18 protein-coding genes are annotated in these 22,807 nt (G+C 63.9%); 16 read left to right on the top strand and 2 right to left on the bottom strand.

The window, feature by feature from the left end:
* Positions 1-18: 18 nt before the first annotated feature.
* The 15 genes from BLP76_RS13240 (at position 19) to BLP76_RS13170 (ending at position 19,391) form a co-directional block, all read left to right on the top strand.
* Positions 19-330, top strand: a complete 312-nt coding sequence (locus tag BLP76_RS13240; protein WP_092814059.1) for a (2Fe-2S)-binding protein — start codon at positions 19-21, stop codon at positions 328-330.
* Positions 327-1,703, top strand: coding sequence for an FAD/NAD(P)-dependent oxidoreductase (locus BLP76_RS13235; RefSeq protein WP_092814056.1), 1,377 nt, complete (start codon positions 327-329; stop codon positions 1,701-1,703). The genes BLP76_RS13240 and BLP76_RS13235 overlap by 4 nt, the downstream gene beginning before the upstream one ends.
* Entirely contained in the window at positions 1,700-2,872 is a 1,173-nt protein-coding gene (locus BLP76_RS13230; RefSeq protein WP_092814053.1) for an NAD(P)/FAD-dependent oxidoreductase, read from the top strand. Before BLP76_RS13235 ends, BLP76_RS13230 begins: the two co-directional genes overlap by 4 nt.
* A gap of 35 nt (positions 2,873-2,907) precedes the next feature.
* Positions 2,908-4,500: an ABC transporter substrate-binding protein gene (locus BLP76_RS13225; protein WP_092814051.1), complete on the top strand. Its 1,593-nt coding sequence runs from the start codon at positions 2,908-2,910 to the stop codon at positions 4,498-4,500.
* Between the two features lie 14 nt (positions 4,501-4,514).
* Positions 4,515-5,579 (top strand): ABC transporter permease, encoded by a 1,065-nt coding sequence (locus tag BLP76_RS13220; RefSeq protein WP_092814048.1) that lies wholly within the window; start codon positions 4,515-4,517, stop codon positions 5,577-5,579.
* A gap of 9 nt (positions 5,580-5,588) precedes the next feature.
* On the top strand, positions 5,589-6,455 hold the full coding sequence (locus BLP76_RS13215; protein WP_092813992.1) for an ABC transporter permease: 867 nt from the start codon (positions 5,589-5,591) through the stop codon (positions 6,453-6,455).
* A gap of 4 nt (positions 6,456-6,459) precedes the next feature.
* Positions 6,460-7,434, top strand: coding sequence for an ABC transporter ATP-binding protein (locus tag BLP76_RS13210; protein ID WP_244514578.1), 975 nt, complete (start codon positions 6,460-6,462; stop codon positions 7,432-7,434).
* Entirely contained in the window at positions 7,431-8,456 is a 1,026-nt protein-coding gene (locus tag BLP76_RS13205; RefSeq protein ID WP_092813986.1) for an ABC transporter ATP-binding protein, read from the top strand. The genes BLP76_RS13210 and BLP76_RS13205 overlap by 4 nt, the downstream gene beginning before the upstream one ends.
* Positions 8,453-9,823 (top strand): MmgE/PrpD family protein, encoded by a 1,371-nt coding sequence (locus BLP76_RS13200; RefSeq protein WP_170130459.1) that lies wholly within the window; start codon positions 8,453-8,455, stop codon positions 9,821-9,823. Before BLP76_RS13205 ends, BLP76_RS13200 begins: the two co-directional genes overlap by 4 nt.
* A 103-nt stretch (positions 9,824-9,926) precedes the next feature.
* Positions 9,927-11,984 carry a hydantoinase/oxoprolinase family protein gene (locus BLP76_RS13195; protein ID WP_092813980.1) on the top strand — a complete coding sequence of 686 codons (2,058 nt, stop codon included), beginning with the start codon at positions 9,927-9,929 and terminating at the stop codon, positions 11,982-11,984.
* An 18-nt stretch (positions 11,985-12,002) separates the two neighbouring features.
* Complete coding sequence (locus BLP76_RS13190) at positions 12,003-13,997, top strand: hydantoinase B/oxoprolinase family protein (protein ID WP_092814355.1); 1,995 nt, start codon at positions 12,003-12,005, stop codon at positions 13,995-13,997.
* Positions 13,994-15,235, top strand: a complete 1,242-nt coding sequence (locus BLP76_RS13185; RefSeq protein WP_092813977.1) for a multidrug effflux MFS transporter — start codon at positions 13,994-13,996, stop codon at positions 15,233-15,235. Before BLP76_RS13190 ends, BLP76_RS13185 begins: the two co-directional genes overlap by 4 nt.
* A 159-nt stretch (positions 15,236-15,394) precedes the next feature.
* Positions 15,395-16,858, top strand: coding sequence for an aldehyde dehydrogenase family protein (locus BLP76_RS13180; protein WP_092813974.1), 1,464 nt, complete (start codon positions 15,395-15,397; stop codon positions 16,856-16,858).
* Positions 16,859-16,872: 14 nt separating this feature from the next.
* Positions 16,873-17,931 carry a tartrate dehydrogenase gene (locus tag BLP76_RS13175; protein WP_092813971.1) on the top strand — a complete coding sequence of 353 codons (1,059 nt, stop codon included), beginning with the start codon at positions 16,873-16,875 and terminating at the stop codon, positions 17,929-17,931.
* A gap of 2 nt (positions 17,932-17,933) precedes the next feature.
* Complete coding sequence (locus tag BLP76_RS13170; protein WP_170130460.1) at positions 17,934-19,391, top strand: NAD-dependent succinate-semialdehyde dehydrogenase; 1,458 nt, start codon at positions 17,934-17,936, stop codon at positions 19,389-19,391.
* 39 nt (positions 19,392-19,430) lie between these two features.
* Here the strand turns inward: BLP76_RS13170 and BLP76_RS13165 are convergent, their stop codons facing one another.
* Together BLP76_RS13165 and BLP76_RS13160 are read right to left on the bottom strand one after the other, a co-directional pair.
* Positions 19,431-20,708 carry an NAD(P)/FAD-dependent oxidoreductase gene (locus tag BLP76_RS13165; protein WP_092813964.1) on the bottom strand — a complete coding sequence of 426 codons (1,278 nt, stop codon included), beginning with the start codon at positions 20,706-20,708 and terminating at the stop codon, positions 19,431-19,433.
* 23 nt (positions 20,709-20,731) lie between these two features.
* Positions 20,732-21,400, bottom strand: coding sequence for a haloacid dehalogenase type II (locus BLP76_RS13160; RefSeq protein ID WP_092813961.1), 669 nt, complete (start codon positions 21,398-21,400; stop codon positions 20,732-20,734).
* Between the two features lie 230 nt (positions 21,401-21,630).
* On the opposite strand from BLP76_RS13160, the gene argE reads away from it, so the two are divergent.
* Complete coding sequence (gene argE, locus BLP76_RS13155; protein ID WP_092813958.1) at positions 21,631-22,779, top strand: acetylornithine deacetylase; 1,149 nt, start codon at positions 21,631-21,633, stop codon at positions 22,777-22,779.
* The last annotated feature ends 28 nt before the right edge of the window (positions 22,780-22,807 follow it).

The raw sequence follows: 22,807 nt of genomic DNA, 5'->3' as shown, positions 1-22,807 counted from the left end.
GCAGCGGTTTTGCATGTCATGGACGAACAGTCGCTCTTTCTTCGTGTCGCCGAACAAGATCGCGAGATCGTGCCTTTCTTTGTGAATGGGCGTCCAGCGACGGCGCTGTCTGGGGACACGGTGCTGACGGCTCTCCTGACCCATGACCATGAAGTGCGTCTGAGCGAGATCCTGGAGCAACCGCGAGCGGGTTTCTGCCTGATGGGGGCCTGTCAGGATTGCTGGATTTGGACTGAAGACGGCAAAAGAGTCCGTGCCTGCTCCACGATGATCGAACCGGATATGCGGTTGCGGACGCGTTCGCCATTCAACGGAGCGCGTCCAGAATGAGCTCGTCTCGGGTCGTCATCATTGGTGCGGGGCCGGCCGGAACGCGGGCTGCGGAAACGCTGGTCGCCGCCGGCTTGAAGCCGGTGGTCGTCGACGAAGCGCCGAGGAGCGGCGGCCAGATCTATCGCCGCCAGCCGCCGGGTTTCGGCCGCTCCCTGAAAAAGCTCTACGGATTCGAGGCCGGCAAAGCGGCCCGTCTTCATGACGCCTTCGACCGCCTTCAAGACAAGGTCGACTATCGGCCAGGGACGATGGTTTGGGGCACCGAGGGGCATAATCTCCACCTCGCTGACCGCGACGGCCGCCAAGATGTCATCGGCTTCGACGCCCTCATCCTCGCCACCGGCGCCGTCGACCGCATTGTCCCCTTCGAGGGTTGGACAATGCCCGGCGTCTATACCTTAGGCGGCGCCCAGATCGCTCTCAAATACCAGGCGTGCCTGATCGGGAGGAACGTCGCCCTCGTCGGTTCCGGGCCGCTCCTCTATCTCGTCGCCTACCAGTATCGCCGCGCCGGCGGGAACCTTGCCGGTATCTTTGATACGACGCCGCTCTCGCGCGAGCTTGCCGGTCTGCCGAGAATGGCCGCAAACCCCGCCAACACCGCGAAGGGGCTCTACTATTTCGCCTGGCTGGCGGCGCATGGCGTTCCCATGCTGCATGACGTTTCTCCCCTGCGCGCAGAAGGCGAGGGTCGTGTCGCCCGCCTCGTTTTGCGCGATCGCGCGGGGCGGGAGCGGACTTTCGCCTGTGACGCGATCGCGACCGGCTATCATGTGCAGTCGGAGACGCAGCTTGCCGATCTTCTCGGCTGCGATTTCGCTTTCGATGCCCGCGCCGGGCAATGGTTGCCGCGCCAAGACGAGATGGGTCGCTCTTCGGTGGATGGTGTCTATCTCGCCGGAGACGGCGCCTCGGTGCGCGGAGCCGATACGGCGGAAGCGACCGGTGCGCTTGCCGCGCTGGCATGCCTCCAGGATCAGGGCATGCCATTCGATGCGGCCGTGCGCAATCAGGCTCTCCAGGCCATGCGGCGAGGTTCGGCTTTCGCGGCGGCGCTGCGTGACGCCTTTCCGTTTCCCGAGCATCTCTACGAGAACATTGCCGACACGACGCTGCTGTGCCGCTGCGAGGAAGTCTCGGTCGGCACGTTCCGCGCTACCTTGCGGGACAAGGGCGCTGGTGAGGTCAATCGTGCGAAGGCGTTCTGCCGTGTTGGCATGGGCCGTTGTCAGGGGCGCATGTGCGGTGCTTCGGCCGCGCGTATTGCGGCGCAAACGCTCGGTGTCGAACTCGCTGCGGTCGGGCGCTTGCGGGGTCAGGCGCCGGTGAAGCCGCTGCCCACCGCCCTCCAGACGGAGGCGGGCGAATGACGGATGCGACGAAATACGATGTCGTCATCGTCGGCGGCGGGCTGATGGGCGCCTCCGCAGCCTTCTTTCTGGCGACGCGTTACAAATTCTCCGTCGCGCTCGTCGAACGCGGGCGCATCGGTGCGCAGGCGAGTGGCGTCAATTTCGGCAATGTGCGGCGCCAGGGGCGACCCTTCATCCAATTGCCGCTCGCCCACCATGCCCGCGACATCTGGGGCAGGCTGCCGGCACTGATCGGCGAGGATTGCGAATTCCTGCCGACTGGGCATCTGAAAATCGCCTTCGACGAGGATTCGCTTGCAGCCCTTGAGGCCTATAACGCCGAAGCCCGGCACTGGGGCCTGTCGCTGACGCTCGTCGGTGTGAACCGGCTGCGTGCGGACTATCCGTTTCTCGGGCCCGGTGCCGTCGGCGCCTCGTTCTCGCCAGAGGACGGACACGCCAATCCACGGCTCGCTGCACCCGCATTCGGGCGGGCGGCACGGCGGGCGGGCGCGCATGTCCTCGAGCAATGCGAAGTGATCGGCGCCACGCGCCAAAGTGATGGTTTCATCATCGAGACGGCGGACGGCCGCATTCTGCGCGCCCCGATCCTCATCAACAGCGCCGGGGCATGGAGCAATCGCTTCGCGGCCTCCTTTGGCGAATCCGTCCCGATGGAAGCCCGCGGCCCGCAGATGGGCGTGACGGAATCGCTTCCCTACTTCGTCCAGCCCGTGCTCGGGACGGGCGATTCCAGTTTCTACATGCGCCAGGTGAAGCGCGGCAGCGTCGTCTTCGGAGGCGGCGTGCATGTTGCGGTCGATCTCGCCGATCCGAGGCCACGGCCGCGTCCCGCACATCTCCTCACACAGCTCCGTTCGCTCGTCAGGTTTCTTCCTTCTATGGCTGGCGTGCAGGTGGTGCGCACCTGGAGCGGCGTCGAAGGCTATCTGCCGGACAAGCTGCCCGCGCTCGGCTGGAGCGCTAAGACCCCGGGTCTTCTGCACGCTTTCGGCTTCAGCGGTCATGGTTTTCAGCTCGGTCCAGGCGTCGGATCCGTCCTCGCAGATCTCGCCGCGACCGGCGACACGAGCGTCCCGATCGAGCCTTTCTCGATCGAAAGGTTCGCGGACAACGAACCCGCGAAAACCTCACCTGTAGCGCCTTCTTCGGGGAGCGCCCGGTGAGATCTCCTCACGAGCAAGAAAAAGGGGAACGATCGATGCAATGGATGAGGATGCTGGCCTTCGCTGCCGGTGCATTCTGCGCAGCTCTGATGGTGGCAACGCCGCCGGTGGCTGCACAACAGCGCGGCGGCACCATGGTGATCGCCTTGAGCGGCGAGCCGAGTGCGCTCGTCGGCTTTCTGCATACCGATACCGGTGGCCACAGCATTGCCGCCAACATCTTTAGCGGCCTCGTTGGGCTCAACGAAGATTTCGAGCCGGTGCCCGAACTCGCCCGTTCCTGGGAGATCTCTAAAGACGGTCTCACCTACACCTTCCATCTCGATCCGAATGCCCGTTTTCACGACGGCGTGCCGGTGACGGCAGAGGATGTGGCCTTCACCTTCAACGACGTCGTCGCGAAGTACCATCCAAGCCGCGGCTCCTGGTGGCCGAACGTGGAATCGGCGACGGCGGAAGACGAGCACACCTTCGTCATGAAGCTGAAGAAGCCATTTCCGCCGCTTCTCACCCTTCTTGCCTATCAGCTGCGGAGCGGCGCGGAAATCCTCCCGAAACATATCTACGAGGGCTCCGATCCGATGACCAATCCGGCCAACGAGCACCCGATCGGCAGCGGCGCTTTCAAGTTCGTGGAATGGTCGAAGGGAAGCCATGTCGTTCTTGAGCGCAACGATGATTACTTCATGGAAGGAAAGCCGTATCTCGATCGGCTCATCTTCCAGTTCATTCCGGATCCGAACACCCGCATTCTTGCTTTCGAGCGGGGCGAGGTCGACTTCATCGACTACACGGCGGTGCCCCACAACGAGGTCGCGCGGCTTGCCAAGGATCCGCGCTTCAAGCTGCTGACCGGCGCGGATGCCATCGCCGTGCAGGGCATGTGGCTTCTCAACGTCCGCAAAGGGCCTCTCGCCAAAAACGAAGTGCGGCAAGCGCTCTCCTACGCGATCGATGTCAACGAGATCTCCGACAAGGCGCTCTTCGGAGCCGGCCGGCCTGCCCACAGCTTCCTCAACAGCAATCTGAAATGGGCCTTCAACGGCAGCTACGATGTCTACGACCGCGATGTCGAAAAGGCGAACGAGCTCCTCGACGAAGCGGGTTATCCGCGCGGCGACAACGGCATCCGTTTCACCATCAACATCCTCTGGGCTGCGGGACGCCCCTATGACGGCAAATCGGCGGAGATCATCCGGGATCAGCTGCGCGACGTGGGCGTCACTGCGGATGTGAAGACCTACGACCGGCCGACCTTCATCGAGAAGGTCTTCGATCAGTGGGACTTCGATACGGCGATGCAGCTTTACAGCACCGGCCCCGATCCCGCGATCAGCGTGGTGACCCGCTATCACACCAAGCAGATCAACCATTCCCCTTTCACCAATGCCATGGGCTACTCGAACCCGGAGCTCGACAAGATCTTCGACGAGGACGCCTCGGAGGTGAACGAGGAGAAGCGCAAGGAGAATTGGGACGAGGCGCAGAAGATCCTGATGCAGGACCTACCCGCGATCCCCGTCTTCGAATTCCCCGACGGGCATCTCGCCAACGCCCGGCTGATGGACGCGGTGACCGGTCCCTACGGTTACTTCCAGAGCCGGCATAACGCCTGGTTCAAGGATTGAGGCGCGGGCGGATCATGGTCGAGGCCACCTCCAAAGCAAATGGCGGCGACGCCGTCGCGACAGATGTCGCGGCGGCAGGGAAGGCGAGAGCCAAGCGCGGCATTCGCTTTCGCTATGCCCGCTATGTCGCGCGGCGCCTTCTGCAGGCGGTGCCGATCATCGTTGTCATCGTGCTCATCAACTTCACGCTGATCCAGGCGGCGCCGGGTGACCCCGTCTATGCCCTGATCGGTCAAATGGAGACGACGCCCGAATATATCGCTCAGGTGCGCGAGGAATTCGGTCTCGACGAGCCGCTACCGCAGCAATTTCTCTCTTATATCGCCAAGATCGCCACCTTCGATCTCGGCTATTCCTTCCGTTTCCGTCAGGACGTCTCCGGTCTCATCTTCGAGCGGGTGCCGGCGACGTTCCTCCTGATGGGCACGGCCCTCGTTATCAGTAGCCTGCTTGGGATCGGTCTCGGCGTTATCGCGGGGCGCCGTCCTTTTGGATGGACCGACAATGCGGCGACGATTTTCGCGCTTGCCGGCTTTTCCATGCCGGTCTTCTGGCTCGGCCAGCTCGTGCTTCTCGTTTTCGCGCTCAAGCTGCCCTGGTTCCCCGTTCAGGGCATGGTGTCGCTTCGTGCGCCGAGCCACGGCTGGGGCTATATCGCCTCCGTGCTCCACCATCTGGTGCTGCCGGCGACCGTCTATGGCATCTACCATCTGACGCTCATCTTTCGCATGACGCGCATCAAGATGATGGACGTGCTCGTGCAGGACTTCATCACCACCGCGCGGTCCAAGGGCGCGGGGGAGAGGCGGGTGCTTTTCGTGCACGCCCTGCCCAATGCCATCCTGCCGGTCATCACCGTCATCGGCTACAATTTCGGCTTCATGCTCGCCGGCTCCGTTCTCGTGGAAACGGTCTTTGGCTGGCCGGGTCTCGGACGCCTCATGTACGAGGCGATCAACGCCCGCGATTATCCGCTCCTTCTCGGCCTCTTCGTCGTGATCTCGCTCTTCGTGATCATCGCGAACGTCCTCACCGACATCATCTATGCGCTCATTGATCCGCGCATTCTCTACCGCTGAGAGGTGGCGATGACGATCGAGACATCCAGCTTCACCGTTGCCTCCCAGCCGAGCGGCCTGCGCATTTTCTTCCGCAACCGCGCTTCGGCAGTCGGCACGGCCGTCCTCATTCTTCTCGTGCTCCTGGCTGTGCTCGGCCCGGTTCTGTCGCCCTACGATCCCTTGAGCATCGGCGTCGGCGAGACGATGGCGCCGCCGTCACTCACACATATCTTCGGAACGGACGAACTCGGGCGCGATATCTTCAGCCGTGCGAGCCTCGGTGTCGGCGTGTCCCTCTTCGTCGGTTTCGTTGCGGCCGCCATGTCGAGCACGATCGCCATCCTGATCGGCTGTATCTCGGGCTATTTCGGCGCTTTCGTCGACGACGTCCTGATGCGGATGACGGAGATCTTCCAGGTCATCCCGCGCTTCTTCCTGGCGATCCTCCTCGTCGCCTTCTTCGGGGCGAGCATCGTCAACATCGTCATCGCCATCGGCCTCTTGAGCTGGCCGGAGAGCGCGCGCGTCATCCGTGCCGAAGTGATGAGCTTGAAGAACCGGCAATACGTCTCCTCCGCCCGTATTGCGGGGGCGAGCACTGCGAGCATCATATTCGGCGAGATCCTTCCGAATGCGCTCGGCCCAGTCATCGTCAATGCCACCCTCCAGGTCGGCCAGGCGATGCTTCTGGAAGCGGGGCTGAGCTATCTCGGCCTCGGCGATCCGAACCGCATCAGCCTCGGTCTGATGCTGCACCAATCGCAGGAAATCATGCGCACGGCCTGGTGGGCCACGGCGCTGCCGGGAAGCCTGATCTTCTTCGCCGTCCTCGCCGCCAATCTCGTCGGCGATGGCCTCAATGACCTTTTCAATCCCCGTGCGCGAGCGAGGTGAAGCCGTGACCGACGTCCTTCGCATCGATGATTTGACTATGCATCTGGAGACCGAACTCGGGACGGTTCGTGCCGTGGAAAACCTCTCGCTCCGCGTGGACGAGGGAGAGGCGGTTGCTCTCGTGGGTGAATCGGGCTGCGGCAAGTCGATGACCGCGCTCTCCATCATGCGCCTTCTGCCGCCTTATGCACGCTTCCGTTCCGGCTCGATCCGAGTGGCGGGCAAAGACCTGGTGACCGCGCCCGAACGCGCCATGCGCCAGATCCGTGGCGGCACCATCGGCATGATCTTTCAGGACCCGCTGACCTTCCTCAATCCGTTGAGACAGGTGGGCGAGCAGATCGCGGAAGCGGTCAGGCTCCATACCGGGGCAGGGCGGGTCGAAGCGGATGCCCAGGCGCTTGAAGCCTTGCGGCGCGTGCGCATCGCCGATGCTGAGAACGTCGTGCACAATTACCCCCACCAGCTCTCCGGCGGTATGCGCCAGCGCGTTCTGATCGCGATCGCGGTCGCATGCCGGCCGTCGCTTCTCATTTGCGATGAGCCGACGACGGCGCTCGACGTGACCATCCAGGCGCAGATCATGGAGCTGATCGACAATCTCCGCCATGAACTCGGCACGGCGGTCCTGCTCATCACCCACGATCTCGGCCTCGTGGCGCAATATTGCAGCCGGGTCTACGTGATGTATGCCGGCCAGGTCGTGGAGGACGCCGGCGTCCGAGAGATCTTCCAGCACCCGCGCCATCCCTACACGCAGGCCCTCCTGCAATCGTCGTTGCGACCGGACCGGGTGAGCGAGGATTTCGCCGTCATCGACGGTCAGCCACCGCAGCTTCTGGCGCCGCCGCCCGGCTGTCGCTTCCATCCGCGCTGCCCGCGCGTGTTCGATCCCTGTCCATCCGCAATGCCCGGCCTGGATCGGGCAGGAGAGGGCCGCGCCATGGTCCGTTGCCACCTGGAGGAGGCGCATCAATGACCAACGCTCTCCTCACCATCCACGAGCTCAAGGTTCATTACGAGACGAGCGGTGGGCTTTTCAGTGCCGGCAGTCTGCCCGTGCGGGCCGTCGACGGCGTGAGCCTCGAATTGAAACGAGGCGAGCTTCTTGCCCTCGTGGGAGAATCCGGCTGCGGCAAGTCGACGATCGCGCGCACGCTCGTCGGCCTCACCGAACCGACCGCTGGCGACATCATCTATGCCGGGCAGAATGTCGGCAATTTCAGTCCCCAGGAACGCCAGAATTTCCGCCGCTCTGTGCAGATGGTCTTCCAGGACCCGTTCGATTCCCTGAACCCGCGCAAAACGGTGTTCTCAACGATCGCGCAGCCCCTGCGTATCCATAAGATCGTGCCGCGTGCCGAGCTCAAAGCCGAAGTCATCCGCCTTCTCAACGCCGTCGGGCTGTCGCCTGCCGAAGCCTATCTCGGGCGCTATCCGCATCAGTTTAGCGGTGGCCAGAGGCAGCGCATCTGCATTGCCCGGGCCATCGCCTCGCGGCCGAAGATCATCATCGCCGACGAGGCGGTGTCCGCGCTCGACGTGTCCATCCGGGCGCAGATCCTGACGTTGTTCCGCAAGCTGACGCAAGAGCTCGATCTCGCCTCGATTTTCATCACCCACGATCTCAGTGTCGTGCGTTCGCTCTGCGAATCCGTCGCCGTGATGTATCTCGGGCAGGTGGTCGAGCGCGGCCCGACGGAGAGGGTTTTCACCCGACCACAGCATCCCTACACGCGCGCCCTTCTGCAGGCGAGCCCGATCGCCGACCCGGATGTGGCACGGTCCAGACGGGGTTTCCTGCTCGAAGGCGACGTGCCGTCGCCGGCCAATCCGCCTGCGGGCTGTCGTTTCCATACGCGTTGCCCGATCGCGCAGCCGAAATGCGCCTCCGAGCCGCCGGCATTGCGGTCGATCGAGGGCGTTGAGGCAGCGTGCCATTTTCCGGAAGGCTGGCGGCAGACCGAAAAGGTCTCGCGGGCGGAGGAGGCGGTGCAGTGAGGACGACGGCGCGCTTCGGCGAATGGGCTGCGGAGACCTCGCGAGACTGGCCGGCTGCCTGCCTGAAGGAGGCGCGGCTCTGCCTGATCGATACGATCGGCTGCATGCTTGCCGGATCTGTCGAGCCGGCGAGCGAGAAGGTCGTGACGACGGTTGCCGCCTGGGGAACGGGCGAAGCGACCGTCCTCGGAGAAACGAGGCGCTTGCCGCCTCCCTTTGCCGCCTTTGCCAACGGAACGGCCGCGCACGCGCTCGATTACGATGACGTTCTCGACCCGGCGATGGCGCATCCGAGCGCGCCGCTGACGGCGGCGCTCCTCGCGCTTGCCGAGGAGGAAGATCGGTCCTGGGACGAATGTCTTGACGCGTTCCTGGTCGGCTTCGAGGTGATGGCACGGCTCGGCGAGGCGATGAACCTCGCGCATTACAACAATGGCTGGCACAGCACGCTTTCGCTCGGAGCGCCCGCGACGGCTGCTGCGGTTGCCCGGCTGATCGGTCTCAATGCGGCGCAGACGGCCTCGGCGATCAGTCTCGCAACCAGCATGGCCGGGGGCTCCAAACAGCAGTTCGGCACAATGGCTAAGCCCATTCATGCAGGCCTTGCCGCGAAAAACGGTTTCATGGCTGCGCGGCTGGCGCAGAGCGGCGTGACGGCGGCGGAGGAAGCCATCGACGGGCCGTGGGGCATCGTCGCCATGACGGCGGGCGAGGCGGCGCCGGGCACCAGGGTGATTGACGAAAAACTCGGCGGCGAGCCTGCGATCTCGGAGTATGGCGCCTGGCGCAAGCTCTACCCGTGCTGCGGGAGTACTCACCGCCCGATCGATGCGCTTCTTGCTATGCGCGCGGAGGAGGGGCTGGCGGCCGAGGATGTCGTCGAGGTTGAGGCGGTCGTCTCGTTCGCAGCAGCCACCAATCTCCGCTACCGGCTGCCGCAGAATGTGGCCGAGGCGCGCTTCAGCCTGCCCTACTGCGCGGCGGCGGCACTGATCGACGGCCGGGTCGATACGAGGACATTTACGGCCGAGGCGATCCGACGAAACGACGTCCTGGCCCTTGCTGAACGGGTGACGGTGACGCGGGACGCGGCGCTTTCGGGGACGGGTGCCGTGTCTGAAACGCCCGAACGGGCGCGCGTGCGGGTGACGAAGAGAGGCGGGGGCATGTGTGAGCGCATCGTCTCGGTTCCGACGGGCCACCCGCAGCAGCCTCTGAGCGAAGACGCTCTCAAGACGAAATTCCTTGCCTGTGCGGCGCGCTCGGCGCTCGCGGTGGACGCCGAGGCGATCTGGCGCGCCGTGCACGGTCCTCCGGGCGTGGGGCGCGTCGCGGAGATGATGAGGCACATCCAAGTGCATCACTGACAGCGCGCCAAACGAGAAACTCAAGATGGATGCCGACCAGAGCGCCGGTCTGCCGAAGGGCGGGCGGCGAAGGGACCGGCTTTGACGACAAGGAGACGTAACGATGAGCTATCGAGTCGGTGTCGATATCGGCGGGACCTTCATCGATTTCTGCTTTTTCAACGAGCAGACGGACGACATTTTCACCCTCAAAGTCCTTACCACGCCTTCGAAGCCGGGTTCGGAGGTTATGGAAGGGCTTAAGATCGCGCAAAGCCGCCATGGCATCGAGCCCTCCGAGATCACGAGCTTCGTCCACGGCACGACCGTCGGCGTGAACACTCTGATCCAGGGGGTCGGCGCGCGCCTTGCGCTCTTCGCCACCGAGAATTTCGAAGACGTTCTCGAGCTGGCGCGCCTGCGCATGCCGGAGACCTACAATCTGCAATCCTCTCGCCCGGACCCGCTCGTGGCGAAAGACCTCGTCTTCTCCATCCGCGAGCGCATGCGCAGCGACGGCAAGGTGTTGCGGGCGCTCGATCGCGACAGCGTTGTGGAAGCGGTCGCGCGCGCCAGGGAGAAAGGGGCGGAGGGCATCATCGTCGCCCTCATCAACGCGTATCGCAACGCCGATCACGAACGCGAAGTGGTGCGCATCGTGCGAGAGGTGGCGCCGGAGCTCTTCGTCTTCGCCTCCACCGACATCTGGCCGGTGATCCGCGAATATGAGCGCACCACGACGGCCGTCATCAATGGCTACGTGCATCCGCGCGTCGCCCATTACATCTCCTCGTTACAAGCGGCCCTGCGCGAGCATGCGGTACAGCCGGAACCGCTGGTGACCAAGTCGAACGGCGGCATCATGAATGCCGAGCTCGGCAAGGAGAACTGCGTCAGCATGCTGCTCTCCGGCACGGCTTCGGGCGTCATGGGCGGTGCCTTCGTCGCAAGTCGGGCCGGTTGCTCCGATGCGCTCACCATCGATATCGGCGGCACCAGTGCCGACGTTGCGGTGATCATCGACGGCAAGCCGCAATTCGCCGCCGGCGAGAAGGTGGGGCCGCATTCTCTCTACGTTCCCGCAGTCGCGGTTTCCTCGATCGGAGAAGGCGGCGGCTCTGTCGCCTGGGTCGATGATTTCGGCGTCCTCAAGGTCGGACCGGAAAGTGCCGGTTCCGATCCAGGCCCTGCCTGCTACGGGCGCGGCGGCACGAAGCCGACGATCACGGACGCGTTCGCCGTTTGCGGCCTGATCGGCCATGACAGCCTCGCCTATGGCAGCATCTCCATCGACGTGGACAAGGCACGCGCGGCTGTCGGCACGATCGCTGACAGGCTCGGCTGGAGCCTGGAAGCGACGGCGCAGGCGATCATCAACGTCGCGATCTCCGGCATGTATCTGGAGATCAACAAGCTGATCGCCCGTCACGGCATCGACGTTCGAAGCTTCACTCTCGTCGCTTTCGGCGGTGCGGGCCCGATGCTGGCGCCCATGCTGGCACTCGAACTTGGCATCCGCCAGGTGCTCGTGCCGACGACGCCCGGTGTCGTCAGCGCGCTCGGCGGCCTTGTCTCCGACATCCGCAACGACTTCATCGCAAGCCATTATCTGACCGTGGCGTCAAACAATATGGAGGCGATCCGCGCGGGATTTGAGGAGCTGAAGCGCGAGGCGCTCCTATGGCTGCGCGAGGAACAAAAGTTCAAAGGCGAGCCGACTTTTCTTCTCTCCGCCGACATGAATTACGCCGGCCAATCCTTCGAGATCGAAACCGACCTTGAGGCAGACTGGCTCGAGGGGGAGGACGTGACGGCGATCATCGACGCCTTCCACGCCCGCCATGTGCAGCTCTACGACTTCCATGACGCCGATGCGGAGGTGAACATCGTCAATCTGCGTCTCGTCGTGACGGCTGCCGGCCCGCGTCCCGAGTTGAAGAGCGTGCCCGTCTCTCCGGCGCCTGCGGAGCCCGCCCGCCACGTCCCGGCGATCTTCGCCGACAAGAAGGTGCAGGCCGGGCTTTACCTTCGTCACGACCTTGTTCCGGGACATTCTTTCGAAGGCCCTGCGATCGTCATCCAGTCCGACACCACGACCTGCGTTCCTGAAGGCTTTTCCGCCTCTGTCGACGGCTTCGGCAACATCATGCTGCAGGCGACTGCGGAAAAGACCCTCATCTGATTGGCCCGGGAGAAAAACATGACCGACAAGGCTACTCTGCAGATCCTCGCCAACCACTTCCGGGCCGCCTCGGAAAGCATGGCCTATACGCTCTACCGCACGGCCCAATCCGCCTTCGTGAAGGAGACGGAGGACTTCACCATCGCGCTCGTCACGCCGGAAGGAACGACCTTCTCGGTGCCGCTCGATTACGGCGCGACCTGGTATCCGGGGCTCGATTACGGACCGGGGATCGAACGGATTTCCGAGTATAACGAGGGCGACGTCTGCCTCACCAACGATCCCTACAGCGGCTTTCTCGCCACCCACACGCCCGATATCCACATGTGGAAGCCGATCATCGTGGACGGGCAACTCGTCTGCTTCGCTGTCGGCCACATCCACAACACCGATATGGGTGGAGCCGTCCCGGCCAGCCTGTCGCGGACGCTGACCGAGATCCATCAGGAGGGCATCCGCTTCCCGCCCTGCAAGCTCTACGACAAGGGGGTCCTGAACCAGGAACTCCTCGACATCATGATGACGAATGTTCGTCAGCCCGAACAGAACTGGGGAGACCTCAAGGCCTTCGTAGGCGCGCTCAACACGGGCGAACGGAAAGTTCGCGAGATCGTCGCCAAGTTTGGCGTGGAGGCGGTGACGCAGGGCATGCACGACATGCTCGACTATGGTGAAAGCCAGGCCCGCGAAATCCTGCGTTCGATGCCGGACGGGGTCTATGAATTCTCCGATTATTGCGACGAGGATTCGCTCAACGGCTATCCTTGCCGGCTGGCGCTGAAGCTGACGATTTCAGATGGTGAAGCGGAACTCGATTTTACCGGCACGGACACCCAGCTCACCTCGTCGTTGAATGTGCCGACGGGCGGCAATCCGCGCCACACGCTGATGCTCGTCGGTGTCTATTACATCCTCTACAGCCTCAATCAGAACCTGATGTTGAACGCCGGTTTGACGCGTCCCTTCACCTGCATCTTGCCGGAGGGCAGCGTCGTCAATCCGGTCTTCCCTGCGGCGGTCGGCATGCGCAGCCTGACTTGCGGACGGCTGCGCAGCCTGATTTTTGGAGCGTTCGCACAAGCGATTCCGGAGCGGATGCCGGCGGCGCCGGCCGGATCGAGTTCGATCGTCAATGTCATGACGACGGAGCCGAAGACGGGGAGGCGCATCATCGCCGCGATCGATCCGATCGTCGGCGGCTCGGGCGGCATGCCGACACGCGATGGAACGGATGGTTCCGGTGCGGACGGCGCCTATCTCAAGAACACGCCGGTGGAGATCAACGAGGCGGAGGTGCCGATCGAGATCATCCGCTACCGGCTTGCGCCCAATTCCGGCGGCGCCGGCCGCTGGCGTGGCGGGCTCGGCACGATGCTCGAGTTCAAGGTTTTCTCCCCCCACACCCGCATCACCATCCGCAATCGCGACCGCAGCCGCTTCCGCCCTTGGGGAATCCTCGGCGGCAAGGCCGGCAAACCCTCGGATTCGATCCTCAATCCGGACACTCCCCGCGAGACGATCCTCGGCAATCAGGATTTCGTCATCGCCGAACCGGGCGATGTGTTTCGTATCTTCTCGCCTGGCGGGGGAGGGCGCGGCTCGCCTCTCGACCGGGAACCCGCCCGCGTCTTTCGAGATGTCGAACGCGGCTTCCTATCGGAGAAGCTCGCTCTTGAGGAGTACGGCGTCGTGATTGTCGCCGGCGCCGTCGACGAAGCGGCCACCGAGACACGCCGCGAGGAGAGGCGCGCGGAGACGGACACCACCGCCTTCTTCGACTTCGGCCCTGAGCGCGAGGAATATGAGAAGGTGTGGACCCGCGAAGCCTACGACGCGCTGACGGAGATCATGTTCTCCCTGCCGGTCGAATGGCGCTTCTTCATCAAGCATCGCATCTTTCGAGCGCTCGAAGAGGCCGGAGACACCGAGCACGGCAGTGCCGAACTGGTGCGTCGGGCCTATGAGGGGCTTCTCGACGAGCTTCCTCAAATCCGGGAGGCGGTGCCCGCTTGAGCGGGGGAGATTTGCAGAAGGCGGAGAGGCGAGGCGAGGCAAGTGAGGCGCCGCCTCCCGTCTGGCTCCTCGTTCTCGTCACGGCGACGGGACCGCTTGCGCTCCATATCCTGGTCGGCGCCGTGCCGGGGCTGCAACGTTCTTTCGGCGGCGATTATGGACGGCTGCAGCTCACGCTCACCGTCTTTCTCGCCGGGATCGGTGTCGCCCAGCTCGGCTATGGCCTCTTGTCGGAGCGCTTCGGTCGGCGGCCTGTGCTGCTGGCGGGGCTCGGCCTTTACACCGTAGCGAGTGCTGCCTGCGCGCTCGCGCCTACGATCGAAGCCCTTCTCGTCTGCCGGACGCTTCAGGCCGTCGGTGGCTGTGCGGGCATGGTCATGTCGCGGGCGATCGTGCGCGATCTGTTCGGACGGAGCCGCTCGGCGAGCCTTTATGGCTATATCACCATGGCGATGGCACTCGCTCCGGCGGTTTCTCCGACCATCGGCAGCTATTTCGACCTTTGGCTCTCCTGGCGCTGGTCTTTCGTGTTCTTGAGCCTTTTCGGGGTGGTGGCGACCATAGGGGCGGCCTGGCTCCTGCCGGAGACACGGCGAGTCACCTCAGAGCTCGATCTTTCCGGTTGGTTCCGCGCCTATGGCCGTCTCGCCATCCGCCCGGCCTTCCTCGCCTATTCGCTCAACACGGCCTTCACGATGGCTGCTTGGTACACCTTTATCGCCGGCATGCCGTTTATCCTCGTGGAGGTGGAGGGCCTGCCGCAATCGACCTACGGGCTTCTCGTCATGCTCGTGCTTTCCGCCTATGCGATCGGCAATTTCCTGTCCGGACGGTTTTCGGCACGCTTCGGCAGTGACCGCATGATCCTCTGCGGCGGGATCGTCTCCCTTGTCGGCGCCAGTCTCCTCACAGCCTTCGCCGAGAGCGGGACGGGCGGTCCGCTTGTCTGGTTCCTGGTCATGTCGATCAATGTTCTGGGAAACGGGATCACGCAGCCCAACGGTATCGCGAGCGCCCTCAGCATCGATCCGCCGCGCGCAGGCGCGGCAGCGGGTTTTCTCGGGCTCCTGCAGATGGGGGTGGCCGGGCTCGCGACGGTCCTCGTCCTGCAGCTTGGCACGCCGAGCGTCCTGCGGCTCGCGGTTTCCATTCTCGTCCTGATCCTCGCGTCGCAGGTGGCCTTTGCGGTCGCCCTGTGGACGGGACGAGGCACTTCCGACCTCTCACATGCCGAATGAGACAGGTTCTCCACTTTTCGTTGGCATCTGCGTCACAATCCGCTTCGCGCAGCCCCCCTTGCAGAGGATTCTGCCACGCACGCCGTCACTTCGTCATGTCCTGTCGGCATGGCTCGGCTAGCGTCGCGCAGCCCCCCTACCGTCTCCGCGAGGCCTCCCATGTCCCTGAGTTTTGATCCGGCAAGTGTCGTCCTGCCTGTCGGCCACCATATCGGTGGGCGCCTGATGCCGGCCGACGGACAGATGGCGGTCAATCGTGCCTCCGACGGTGTCGCGGTCGCGGGTTGCCCGATTGCCGACGCCTCCCTTGTCGATGTGGCTGTCGCGGCGGCGAAGGAGGCTTTGAAACAGAGCGGTTGGGCGAAGGCGCGGCCGCGCGAGCGTGTGAAGGCGCTGCACGCCTGGGCCGATCTCATCGTCGAGGAAGGGGAGGCGCTCGGACGGCTTGAATCCATCGTCTCGACGCGTCCGATCGCTCAGTCGATTTCAGGCGATGTCGCGACGACCGCCGAGCAGATCCGCTTTTTCGCTGAATTTGCCGACAAGGAAGGGGGTGTCGTCGCCCCGACGAGCGCCGATCGCTTCGGCATGGTGGACAGCGAGCCTTATGGCGTCGTCGGTGCCATTGTGCCGTGGAACTTTCCGATCTCGATGGCGGGCTGGAAGCTCGGGCCGGCGCTCGCAGCCGGCAACGCGGTGGTCCTTAAGCCATCGGAGATGACACCCTTCAGCGCGCTGATGCTGGCCGAACTCGCCGTGCGTGCCGGGATCCCCGAAGGTCTGATCAACGTCGTTCTCGGCGATGGCGGGACGACGGGCAATGCGATCACCGGTCATCCCGATATCGCCAAAGTGTCTTTCACCGGCTCCTCCAGGGCGGGTGCTGCAATCATGGCGAACATCGCTGCAACCGGCATCAAGCCGATGACGCTGGAACTCGGCGGCAAAAGCCCCCAGATCGTCTTCGCTGACGCCGATCTCGACCTTGCGGCAGATTGCGTTGCACGCGGCATTCTTTCCAATGCCGGCCAAGTCTGCGTCGCCGGCTCGCGGCTTTTGGTTGAGGCGAGTGTGGCCGAGCCGTTCGTCGAGAAGGTGCGCAAGCACTTCGATGCGATCAGGCCGGGTCCGACCTGGGACGAGGGGACGAGCTTTTCTCCGATCATCTCGGATCGCCAGATCTGCCGGATCGAGACGATCGTCGAAGAAGCGCGCAAAGACGGAGCTGAGGTCGTCGTCGGGGCGAAGCGCACCGGTCCGGGTGAGTGCTTCTATCATCCGACCATCCTTGCAGGCGTCGATCAGACCTCACCCGCCGTGGTGGAGGAGATTTTCGGACCCGTCCTGACCGTGCAGACGTTCACCGACGAGGACGAGGCTGCGGCCCTGGCCGATCATCCGACCTATGGCCTGTGTTCCGGTATCTATACGAAGGATCTGTCGCGGGCGGTTCGCCTGTCCCGCTCGGTCCAGGCAGGAACCGTGTGGATCAACCGTTATGGCCGCTCGCAGGACCACATCCTGCCGACAGGCGGCTACAAGGGCTCCGGCCTCGGCAAGGATCTCGGCCGCGAAGCCTATCTCGCCAATCGACGGACGAAGTCGGTGTTGATCGACCTTTGAAGAACGGAAATGACATGAACGCAGGTAAGACCTACGACATCGCCCTCGTGCCGGGAGATGGAATCGGACCGGACGTGACGAAAGCCGCCTGGGCGGTTGCCGAGGCTGCAGCCGAGAGAGACGGATTCGCTCTCGCCGGCACGACCTATCCCTGGTCCTGCAACTATTACCTGGAGACCGGGCGGATGATGCCGGAGGACGGCATCGAAAAGCTGCGCGGCCACGATGCCATCCTGCTTGGCGCTGTCGGCTGGCCTGCGACCGTCCCCGATTCGGTGTCGCTGCATGGCCTGCTCCTGCCGATCCGGAAGGCCTTCGATCAGTATGCCAATATCCGCCCGCATCGGCTTTTGCCGGGCGTGGAAGGTCCTCTCAAGGCTGAGAGCTTCGACATTCTGTGCATCCGCGAAAACACCGAAGGCGAGTATTCGGGCGCGGGCGGGCGCGTGCATCAGGGCATGCTTCAGGAAGTGGCTGTGGAGACGGCAATCTTCACCCGCACCGGCGTGGAGCGGATCCTGCGCTTTGCGTTCGAGGCGGCGAAGGTGCGGCGCGGACGTGTCGCCTCGGTGACGAAGTCGAACGCGCAGAAGCACTCGATGGTGTTCTGGGACGAGATCACGCGTCTCGTGGCGGCCGATTATCCGGACGTTGAGGTCACCTCCTACCACATCGATGCCATGGCGGCGCGCATGGTGATGGCGCCTGAGACGCTCGACGTCGTCGTCGCCTCCAATCTTTTCGGCGACATTCTCACGGATCTGGGTGCGGCGATCCAGGGTGGTCTCGGCTTCGCCGCCTCCGCGAACGTCAATCCGACGCGCTCCGCTCCGTCCATGTTCGAGCCCGTCCACGGTTCGGCCCCGGATATCGCCGGGAAAGGTCTTGCCAATCCTCTCGCGGCGATCTGGTCGGCGGCGATGATGCTGGATCACCTCGGCGAAGCGCAGGCATCGGCGCGCATTTTGAAGGCGATGGAGGCCGCCACCACGCGCGGCTTCGGCATTCGGCCGGGCGCCCAAACGACGGATGCGATCACGGACGCCGTTCTGACGGCAATCAACGAGGAATGATGATGGACGGCAATATCTCTCAGAGCCTTTTGCGGCAGGCGGGGCTCATCGACGGGGCTTGGGTGGAAGCCGATCAGGGCGCCACGATCGAGGTGATCGATCCGGCGACCGGCGCCGCTATCGGCACGGTTCCGGATATGGGCCCGGCCGAGACGCGGCGGGCGATCGAGGCGGCGGAGAAGGCGTTTGCGTCCTGGCGGCGCACGACACATGCGGAGCGTGCCGAAAAGCTCCTTGCCTGGTACGCGCTGATGCTGGCGCACGAGACGGAACTCGCGACGCTACTGACACGCGAACAGGGCAAGCCGCTCGCCGAAGCGCGTGGCGAGATCCGTTACGGCGCCTCCTTCGTGCGCTGGTTCGCCGAAGAAGCGCGCCGAATTGGTGGCGAGACGATCCCCTCACCGACACCGGACCGGCGCATCCTGGCGCTGAAGGAACCGGTCGGGGTGGCCGCGATCATCACACCGTGGAATTTTCCGAACGCCATGATCACCCGCAAGGTGGCGCCGGCACTTGCGGCAGGCTGTACCGTGGTGGTGAAGCCGTCCGAGTTCACGCCATTCTCGGCGCTCGCGCTCGGCGTCCTGGCCGAGGAGGCGGGTATCCCGGCGGGCGTCATCAACATCGTCACCGGTATGCCGAAGGACATCGGTGGTGAGCTCACCGGCAGCGAGATTGTGCGCAAATTGAGCTTCACCGGTTCGACGCGCATCGGCTCGCTCCTGATGGCGCAATCGGCCCCGACAGTGAAGCGGCTGAGCTTCGAACTCGGAGGCAATGCGCCGTTCCTCGTCTTCGACGACGCTGATCTCGATCTCGCGGTCGAGGGGGCTATTGCCTCCAAGTTCCGGAACGGCGGTCAGACCTGCGTCTGTTCGAACCGCATCCTCGTTCAGGCGGGTGTCCACGACGCTTTTGTCGAGAAGCTGTCGCGGCGCGTTTCGGCAATGCGTGTGGGGCCGGGCCTTCAAGAGGGCACCGATATCGGTCCGATGATCAATCGCGCCGCCTTGGAGAAAATCGAACGCCACGTGGAGGACGCGCTCGCGCGGGGTGCGAAGCGTGCGCACGATCCGGTCGAACTGCCGGACGGCCCGCAATACGTTGCGCCTCTTGTCCTGACGGAGGCGAATACGGACATGCTGCTCGCCTCGGAGGAGACGTTCGGACCGGTTGCACCGATCTTCCGCTTCGAGCGCGAGGAGGAAGCGGTCGCGACCGCAAACGCCACGCCCTTCGGGCTCGCGTCCTATTTCTACACGCGCGATCTCGCGCGCGCCTTCCGCGTCGGCGAGGCGCTCGATTTCGGCATCGTCGGGCTCAACACCGGCCTCATCTCGACGGAGGTCGCGCCTTTCGGCGGCGTCAAGCAGTCGGGCCTTGGGCGTGAAGGTGCGAAGCTCGGCATCGAGGAATATCTCGAAACCAAGGCCTTTCACATCGGCGGCCTCGGCTGAAAAGGCTCTGAGAAGCGGGAGCCTCGCACGAGGCTCCCGTCACTGGATCCGGTCGAGAGCCCGGTAGTATAGGCCGACAAGCGGCAAGAACCAGGGCTTGCCGAAATGGCCGGGAACGGCCTGCCAGTCGACGCCCTTCATCGGATTGCGGTCGTCACGACCTAGAATCACGTCGGCCATGATGGTGCCGAGATGGGTGGAAAGCTGAGCGCCGTGGCCTGAATAACCCATGGCATAATAGACCCCATCGGCTTCGCCGGCGCGGGGGAAGCGGTCCTTCGTCATGCCGACGAGGCCACCCCAGCAATAATCGATGTCGATATCGGCAAAGGCAGGGAAAATCTCCGCCAGGTTCTCACGCAGGATGCGACCGGACTTTTCGTCTGACGTAGCATCCGAGACGGCGGAGAAACGGGCGCGGCCGCCGAAGATCAGCCGATTGTCCGGCGACAGGCGGAAGTAATGGCCGATGTTGCGCGAGGTGACGCAAGTCCTGTTGCCGGGCATGACCGCCTCTGCCTCTCCTGGGCTGAGCGGACGGGTCGCAATGATGAAGCTGCCGACCGGGATGACCCGGCGGCGGAAATAGCTGAACGGTCCGCTCGTATAGGCACCGGTCGCAAGGAGAACACGCTCCGCGGCCAGAGTGCCTCGCGGTGTCGTCAGCAGGTGACCAGAGGCCGTCTTCGTGCGGTCGAGGACCGGTGCCTCTTCGAAGATCATCGCGCCATGGCGGTCTGCGGCCTCGGCGAGGCCGTGGACGAAGCGGCCCATATGCATCATGGCGCTCTTCTTGAAGAGCATAGCGCCATGGAAGGCGTCGGAGCCGATCTCACCGCGAAGGTCTTCTTTCGACAGGAGGGCGGTTTCCGGATCGACTTCGCTGTGCACCGCCTCGAAGTTCTTCGCGATCCCTGAGAGATGTTCCGGCTTGGAGGCGAGCTTCAGCTTGCCGGCACGGCGGAAGCTGCAATCGATCTTTTCCTCCGCGACGATCCGCTCGATCGTATCGATCGCATCGTCGAAAGCGCGGTAGAGCGCTTTCGCCCGGTCCGCGCCGAGTGCTTCCTTTGCCGCCGGATAGGAATGGGCAAGGCCGTTGTTGAGATGGCCGCCGTTGCGACCTGAGCCGCCATAGCCGACGTGCCGCTCTTCGAGGACGGCCACGGAAAGCCCGGCCTTTGCGAGGCTGCGGGCGGCCGACAGGCCGGTGAAGCCTCCGCCAATGACGGCGACGTCGTAACGGCCTTCGACGGGGCCTCGCGCGCCGCCGGAGAAGCGGGGCGCGGTGTCGTGCCAATAGGATTTGAGCTGCATCGTCGCGGGTCCTGGAACGCGGCTCAGAGACCGACCACAGCCGGCAGACCGGAAATGTCGGCGATCTCGGTGTAGCCGTAATAGGGATTCGCCGGTTCGTGGCCGCGGTTCACCCAGACTTTGTGTTCGATGCCGAGATCATGCGCCGACATCAGGTCGTAACGGAATGACGATGAGCAATGCAGGATCTCATCGGGGCTGCAGCCGAGCTGATCGAACATGTATTCGAAGGCGCGGAAGCGCGGCTTGTAAGCATTGGCCTGCTCGGCCGTGAAGACATGAGCGAAAGGCGCGCCGAGCTTCTCCACATTCGACATGATCTGAGAATTCATGGCGTTCGACAAAACGACCAGAGGATATTCCTTGGCTACCTTCGCAAGGCCGGCCGGCACGTCCGGATGCGGACCCCAGCTCGGCACGGCTTCGTAAAATGAGCGGGCCTCCGCCAGATCGAAAGCGACGTCGTTGCGTTTGCAGGTGCGCTCGTAGGCGCTGACGAGCACCTCTTCATAGGGCTTCCAATCGCCCATGATCTCGTCGAGCCGGTAGGCCGAAAAATTGCGGATGAAAGTGGCGAGCTTCTCCGGCGACAGCCTTTTCCCGAGGATTTCCTTGGCTTTCTCGGCCATCTGGAAATGGGTGAGCGTACCATAGCAGTCGAAGGTGATGTATTTCGGGCGGAACACGGGCATGGCCTTTCTTCACTGCGGCGAAAACGGCGCGTTGTGGCTATCCTGATGTGAGCGTAGCGGCGATTTCGCGCGCGTTTTCGTGGTCCGCCCCGCAAGCAAAGCAGATTCTTCCGAATGCCGGTCCCCACACGGCAAGGCCTGCCGGTCCTTTTCTGCCAGTCTTGATTACGACGCGCGATCGTTTCCAAAGGATGGCGTCCTATTGCGCTCCTGCTGGGGAAGGCCCACCGATGTCCGCCGAACGTATGCTCTCTGCCCTTGTCGCTTTCCGCTCCGTCGTAGGAACGCGCAACGGGGCGCTCGTGGACTATATTCGCGACTATCTCGCCAGCTACGACATCGGCTCGGCCGTGATCTCCGGGCCGGAAGGCGACCGCTTCAACCTCTTCGCGACGATCGGCCCCAAACATGTTCCGGGCTACATTCTCTCCGGCCATGTCGATGTCGTGCCGGCGAATGAGACGGGATGGGCATGCGACCCGTTTCGCTTGCGCAATGTGGAGGACAGGCTCGTCGGTCGGGGCGCCGTCGACATGAAAGGTTTTGTGGCGGCCGTTCTCTCCGCTGTCCCGGCCCTGGCGGCGTTGGAGCTGAAGCAGCCGATCCATATCGCACTCTCATACGATGAGGAGGCGGGCTGCCGCGGTGTGCCGCATCTCATCTCAAAGCTGCCGACTTTGTGCGCTCCGCCTCTCGGCTGCATCGTCGGCGAGCCTTCGGGCCTGAAGCCCGTGCTGCGCCACAAGGGCAAGGCCGCGATCCGCATCCGGGCGCAAGGGGTCGCTGGCCACAGTTCCCGCCCGGATCTCGGTCAGAACGCCATCCACGCCTTGTTGCCGGCACTGAAGGCCGTCGCCGACGAAGCGGCGATCCAGGAAGAGCGCGGCCCGAGAGATCCGCATTTCGCGCCGCCCTACAGCACCTTGCAGATCGGCGTGGTGTCGGGAGGCGAGGCGCTCAACATCATCCCGAGCCATGCGGAGGCGGATATCGAGGCGCGGGCGGTGCCGGGGCTCGATCCTCTGGGGTTGCTGCAGGGCGCGCTTGAGGAGGTTGAAGCGAGCGAGGCTCTCGCGGCTGAGATTATCGCGAGCTATCCGGCGCTGTCGTTGGACGAGGACCATCCACTCGCTACGCTTGCCTCGGAGCTCTCCGGGCATGCCCTCGTCGAAGCCGTCAGCTACGGGACAGAGGCTGGTCTTTTCCAGGCTGCCGGAGTTCCCTCGATCGTCTGCGGGCCGGGCGACATCTCCCGGGCGCACAAGCCGGAAGAGTATATCACCGTCGATGAGCTCAACGAGGCCCGCGCAATGGTGCTCCGGCTCGGACGCAGGCTTGCGGCGGGGGCCACATCCGAGGACGTGGCGCAGGCTTTCTGAAACGTCTCAGAACGCCCAGGGGGAGGCG

Origin of the sequence: Afifella marina DSM 2698 (genome assembly GCF_900102695.1) — a bacterium.
GTDB lineage: Bacteria > Pseudomonadota > Alphaproteobacteria > Rhizobiales > Afifellaceae > Afifella > Afifella marina.
The sequence above is the reverse complement of the archived record's forward strand: the minus strand, read 5'-3'. Positions and strand labels throughout refer to the sequence as shown.

Excerpts from the sequence above, each read along its gene's own strand:
- argE (WP_092813958.1), top strand. The coding sequence starts at position 21,631 with ATGTCCGCCGAACGTATGCTCTCTGCCCTTGTCGCTTTCCGCTCCGTC.
- BLP76_RS13195 (WP_092813980.1), top strand. The coding sequence starts at position 9,927 with ATGAGCTATCGAGTCGGTGTCGATATCGGCGGGACCTTCATCGATTTC.
- BLP76_RS13220 (WP_092814048.1), top strand. The coding sequence starts at position 4,515 with ATGGTCGAGGCCACCTCCAAAGCAAATGGCGGCGACGCCGTCGCGACA.
- BLP76_RS13170 (WP_170130460.1), top strand. The coding sequence starts at position 17,934 with ATGGACGGCAATATCTCTCAGAGCCTTTTGCGGCAGGCGGGGCTCATC.
- BLP76_RS13240 (WP_092814059.1), top strand. The coding sequence starts at position 19 with ATGGACGAACAGTCGCTCTTTCTTCGTGTCGCCGAACAAGATCGCGAG.
- BLP76_RS13190 (WP_092814355.1), top strand. The coding sequence starts at position 12,003 with ATGACCGACAAGGCTACTCTGCAGATCCTCGCCAACCACTTCCGGGCC.
- BLP76_RS13160 (WP_092813961.1), bottom strand. The coding sequence starts at position 21,400 with ATGCCCGTGTTCCGCCCGAAATACATCACCTTCGACTGCTATGGTACG.
- BLP76_RS13180 (WP_092813974.1), top strand. The coding sequence starts at position 15,395 with ATGTCCCTGAGTTTTGATCCGGCAAGTGTCGTCCTGCCTGTCGGCCAC.
- BLP76_RS13215 (WP_092813992.1), top strand. The coding sequence starts at position 5,589 with ATGACGATCGAGACATCCAGCTTCACCGTTGCCTCCCAGCCGAGCGGC.
- BLP76_RS13235 (WP_092814056.1), top strand. The coding sequence starts at position 327 with ATGAGCTCGTCTCGGGTCGTCATCATTGGTGCGGGGCCGGCCGGAACG.
- BLP76_RS13205 (WP_092813986.1), top strand. The coding sequence starts at position 7,431 with ATGACCAACGCTCTCCTCACCATCCACGAGCTCAAGGTTCATTACGAG.
- BLP76_RS13165 (WP_092813964.1), bottom strand. The coding sequence starts at position 20,708 with ATGCAGCTCAAATCCTATTGGCACGACACCGCGCCCCGCTTCTCCGGC.
- BLP76_RS13225 (WP_092814051.1), top strand. The coding sequence starts at position 2,908 with ATGCAATGGATGAGGATGCTGGCCTTCGCTGCCGGTGCATTCTGCGCA.
- BLP76_RS13175 (WP_092813971.1), top strand. The coding sequence starts at position 16,873 with ATGAACGCAGGTAAGACCTACGACATCGCCCTCGTGCCGGGAGATGGA.
- BLP76_RS13230 (WP_092814053.1), top strand. The coding sequence starts at position 1,700 with ATGACGGATGCGACGAAATACGATGTCGTCATCGTCGGCGGCGGGCTG.